Annotated in this window: 4 protein-coding genes; 3 read left to right on the top strand and 1 reads right to left on the bottom strand. The window is 70.0% G+C overall.

Going from position 1 to position 3807, the window contains the following annotated elements; genetic code table 11:
* Positions 1 to 1270: M20/M25/M40 family metallo-hydrolase (locus VIB55_RS04670; protein WP_331875506.1), on the top strand; the 1270-nt coding region annotated here is incomplete at its 5' end.
* Positions 1271 to 1413: 143 nt separating this feature from the next.
* Here the strand turns inward: VIB55_RS04670 and VIB55_RS04665 are convergent.
* A complete protein-coding gene (locus tag VIB55_RS04665; RefSeq protein WP_331875505.1) occupies positions 1414 to 2427 on the bottom strand; it encodes a sugar phosphate nucleotidyltransferase in 1014 nt (337 codons plus the stop codon).
* 545 nt (positions 2428 to 2972) lie between these two features.
* Here VIB55_RS04665 and VIB55_RS04660 point away from each other — a divergent pair.
* Together VIB55_RS04660 and VIB55_RS04655 are read left to right on the top strand one after the other, a co-directional pair.
* Entirely contained in the window at positions 2973 to 3362 is a 390-nt protein-coding gene (locus tag VIB55_RS04660) for a DUF1499 domain-containing protein (RefSeq protein ID WP_331875504.1), read from the top strand.
* 15 nt (positions 3363 to 3377) lie between these two features.
* Positions 3378 to 3807 (top strand): LON peptidase substrate-binding domain-containing protein (locus VIB55_RS04655; RefSeq protein WP_331875503.1); only part of this gene is annotated, 430 nt, incomplete at its 3' end.

Genomic DNA, 3807 nt, shown 5'->3' with positions numbered 1-3807 from the left:
GTGGACGGCCCGCGGTTTGACAGCGGGCGGCGTGTACGGCAGAATCCGCGCTCTCACGCTCCCCACACCTGGACGGTTTTTTCTGCGCGACCTTACCCGCCACTCTGTGCTCTTTCCGCTGCGCGCGCGCGTTCACCACGCCGACGCCGATACCCTTGGCGAGCAGCTGCGGCTGGTGTCCATCCCCGCCCCGCCCCTCGGCGAGGCGGAGCGGGGCGCGTGGGTGCTGGAGCGGTTCCGCGCCATCGGCTTGGCCGACGTGCGCGCCGACGAGGCGGGGAACGTGGTGGGCACCTGGGCGGCGGATGGCGCGGACGGCGCCCCCGTCGTGGTGGCGGCACACCTGGACACGGTGTTCCCCGCGGGCACGGAGGTCACGCCCCGGCACGAGGGAAAGCGGATCTACGCGCCGGGGATCACCGACAACTGCCGCGGGCTGGCGGGGATGCTGGCCATCGCCCGCGTGCTGGCGGAATCCGGCCCCGCGGCGCAGCGTCCCGTGGTCTTTGCGGCCACCGTGGGCGAAGAAGGCATCGGCGACCTGCGCGGCGTGAAGCACCTCTTCCGCGAGAATTCGCCGCTGCGCCAGGCGGCGGCATTCGTGGCGCTGGACGGCTCGGGGATGCGCAGGATCGTCCACCGCGCCATCGGCTCGCGGCGGCTGCGGGTGGAAGTCACCGGGCCGGGGGGCCACTCGTGGTCCGACCGGGGCGCGGCCAACCCCATCGTGGCGCTGGGCGCGGCGGCGGCGGAGATCGGCACCCTGGCCCGGCCGGAGCCCCAGCGGTCCGCGCTGACGGTGGCGCGCATGGCGGGGGGGAGCAGCGTGAACGCCATCCCCGAGTCCGCGTGGATGGAGCTGGACATGCGCAGCGAGGTGGCGGATGCGCTGGCGCGGATGGAGGAGAGCGTGCGCGGCGTACTGGTCCGCGCGGTGGACGAGGAGAACGGGTCGCGGCGGATGGGAACGGAGCCGCTGCGCTTGAAGGTGACGGTGATCGGCGACCGGCCGTCGGGCGAGACGCCGGCCGGCCCTCCCCGGGTCCGCGCCGCGATGGACATCACGGGCTCGCTGGGCTCACCCCCGGAGCTGGTGGGCTCGTCCACCGACGCCAACGTGCCGATGGCGCTGGGCATTCCCTCCATCGCCATGGGCGTGGGCGGCGACTCGGGCGGCATCCACACGCTGGACGAGTGGTACAGCAACGACGGCGGCGCGCTGGGGGTGGAGCGGGGGCTGCTCGTCGTTCTCGTGGCGGCGGGGGCGTGAAGGGAAGTGCGAAAGTGCGAAAGTGCGAAAGTGCGAAAGTGCGAAAGTGCGAGAGTGCGAGAGTGCGTTAGTCCGTTTGATGAAGAAGGGCCCCTCTCCACCGTGGAGAGGGGCCCGTACTTTCGCACTTCCGCACTAACGCACTAACGCACTTCCGCACTTCCCTCGATCGTCACCACCGAGTGATCCCCCAGGTCCACCTGCCCGCGCACGCCGCTGACCTTGACGTTCGTGCCGATCAGGGAGTCGTGGAGGTCCGCGTTCTCGATCGTGGACTTTTCGCCGACGATGGTGTGGCGGAGCTTGCTGCCGCGGACCGTTGCGCCGGCGGCCAGCGTCACGTTGGGGCCGATCTCGCTCGCCTCCAGCGTCACCCCGTCCGCCACGTGCACCGGCTCGTGGATCGTCACGCCGTCGGGAACGGTGGACGGGGTGCGGCCGCGGGTGGTGCTCAGCACGTGCTGGTTGGTTTCCAGCAGCGTCTCGGGCTTCCCCGCGTCGTACCAGCCGTGCACGGGCTCCACCTTGAGCTTGGCGCCCTTGTCGACCATGTACTGAAAGGCGTCCGTCAGGTAGTACTCGCCGCTGGGACCCGGCTCGGCATTCATCACGTGGCGGATGCCGTCGAACAGCAGCTTCCAGTCGCGGATGTAGTACAGGCCGATGTTGGCCAGCTTGCTCACCGGCGTGCTGGGCTTCTCGATGATCTCGCGCATGAAGCCGTTCTCGTCCGTCACCAGCACGCCGAAGCGCTGATAGTCCTCCACCTCCATCGCCCAGATCACCCCCGCCACGTCTTCCGGCAGTCGCTTTACCAGCTCCAGGTCGGCGTCGAACAGCGTGTCGACGAAGATGATCAGCATCTCCTCGCGCACGAACGGCTCGGCCAGCGCAATGGCGTCGGCGGTGCCGCGCTGCTCCACCTGCTCCGTGTACACGGCGTCGAAGTCCGGGTACTCGGTGGACATGAACTCCTGCACCCTTTCCTTCAGGTGCCCGGTGATGAGCACCGCCTCGTTCACCCCAAGTTCGCGCAGGTCGTCGAGGATGTAGCTGAGCACGGGCTTGTCGCCCACTTTCAGCAGGGGCTTGGGGACGAGATGGGTATGGGGGCGCAGGCGGGTTCCCTTCCCCGCCACAGGCATCACGACTTTCACTCGGGAACCTCCGCGTGGTGATAAACGATGGGACTTCAAGATTCGGGAACTTCGCTCCGGGTGAGGCTGGATTCCGGTGCATGCCTCGGGAGCCCCCTCCCCCCGGCCCCCATCCCCCGCTGCGCAGGGGAGGGGGAGAATTCGGGTGCGCCTCGGGCTGACACTGGCGCATGCCTCGGCCGCCCCCCTCTCCCGGCCTCTCCCCCATAAACCGCATGCGGGAGAGGAGAAGTCGATTGCACGTCCGCAGGCAGCGCGCGCTCGACTGGCTCCCTTCCCCCGCGGCAGTTTGCGGGGGAAGGGCTGGGGATGGGGGGCGCCGGCCCGGGCACCGGGCCTGCCTGCCCACACCCCGACCTGGCTCTCGCCCGAACGGTCCGCCGTTCGGGCACGATCCATACCGCGGCACCTGCCCGGCGCCGCCCGCGCGCGTTACATTCGCCGGCGCACGCAGGCCCGGCGCGTGAGTGGCCGAAAACGTGCCCGATGAATCCGTTCAACCACGCATACCCGTACTTCCCCGCGGCGCCCGGCCGCACCCCATCGTGAGCCTGTGGACCGCCCTGACCCACAACCGCGCAGCAACGCGGCCCGACCATCCCGACGTGCGTCTGCGAGGCCGCGCCTACGCGGTTCCCTTCGCCGCCGTCTGGACGGCCGCGCTGGAGACCGCCACCGCGCAGGCCCGGTGGACCGTCACCGAGAGTGACCCGCGGGCGGGGGAGATCGTCGCTGAATCGCGCACCCTGTTGTGGCGGTTCACGGACGACGTCCGTATCCGCGTGTCGCTGGACGCTGACGGAAACACCCGCGTAGACCTGGAGTCGGCCTCCCGCAAGGGACGCGGCGACCTGGGCACCAACGCCCGGCGGATTGCCCGCTTCTTGCACGCGCTCGACTGCCACCTTTTCGGCCAGCAACGCGCAACCCGTTAGCCAACAAGCGCTTAGATGCCAGCATCGGATGTCAGGAAGGCCTCGGAACTCGCCGGCGAGCGCATTCCCGTGCTCCCCATCCGGAGCACGGTGGTGTACCCGTCGGGCGCCACGGCACTGCAGATCGGCTTCGCGCCCAACGTCGAGGCGCTGAACGCCCACCCCGAGCCGGAACTGATCGTCGCCATCGCCAGCACCCTCGACGACGGGAACGACATCCCGCCCCGTTCGCTGGAGAAGGTGGCGACCGCCGTCCGCGTGCTCGATCGGCTGAACCTGCCCGGCGGCACCATCCAGACCACCCTGCAGGGCCTCCGCCGCATTCACCTGGACGACGTGCGGTTCGAGGACGGCTTCTACACGGCCCGCGTGCGCGCGGTGGAAGAGGTGCCGCTCTCGCCCGGAGAGGCCGAGCCGGTGGTGGAGCGCATCCTTGCAACCGTCG

Source organism: Longimicrobium sp. (genome assembly GCF_036554565.1).
Taxonomy (GTDB): domain Bacteria; phylum Gemmatimonadota; class Gemmatimonadetes; order Longimicrobiales; family Longimicrobiaceae; genus Longimicrobium.
The sequence above is the reverse complement of the archived record's forward strand: the minus strand, read 5'-3'. Positions and strand labels throughout refer to the sequence as shown.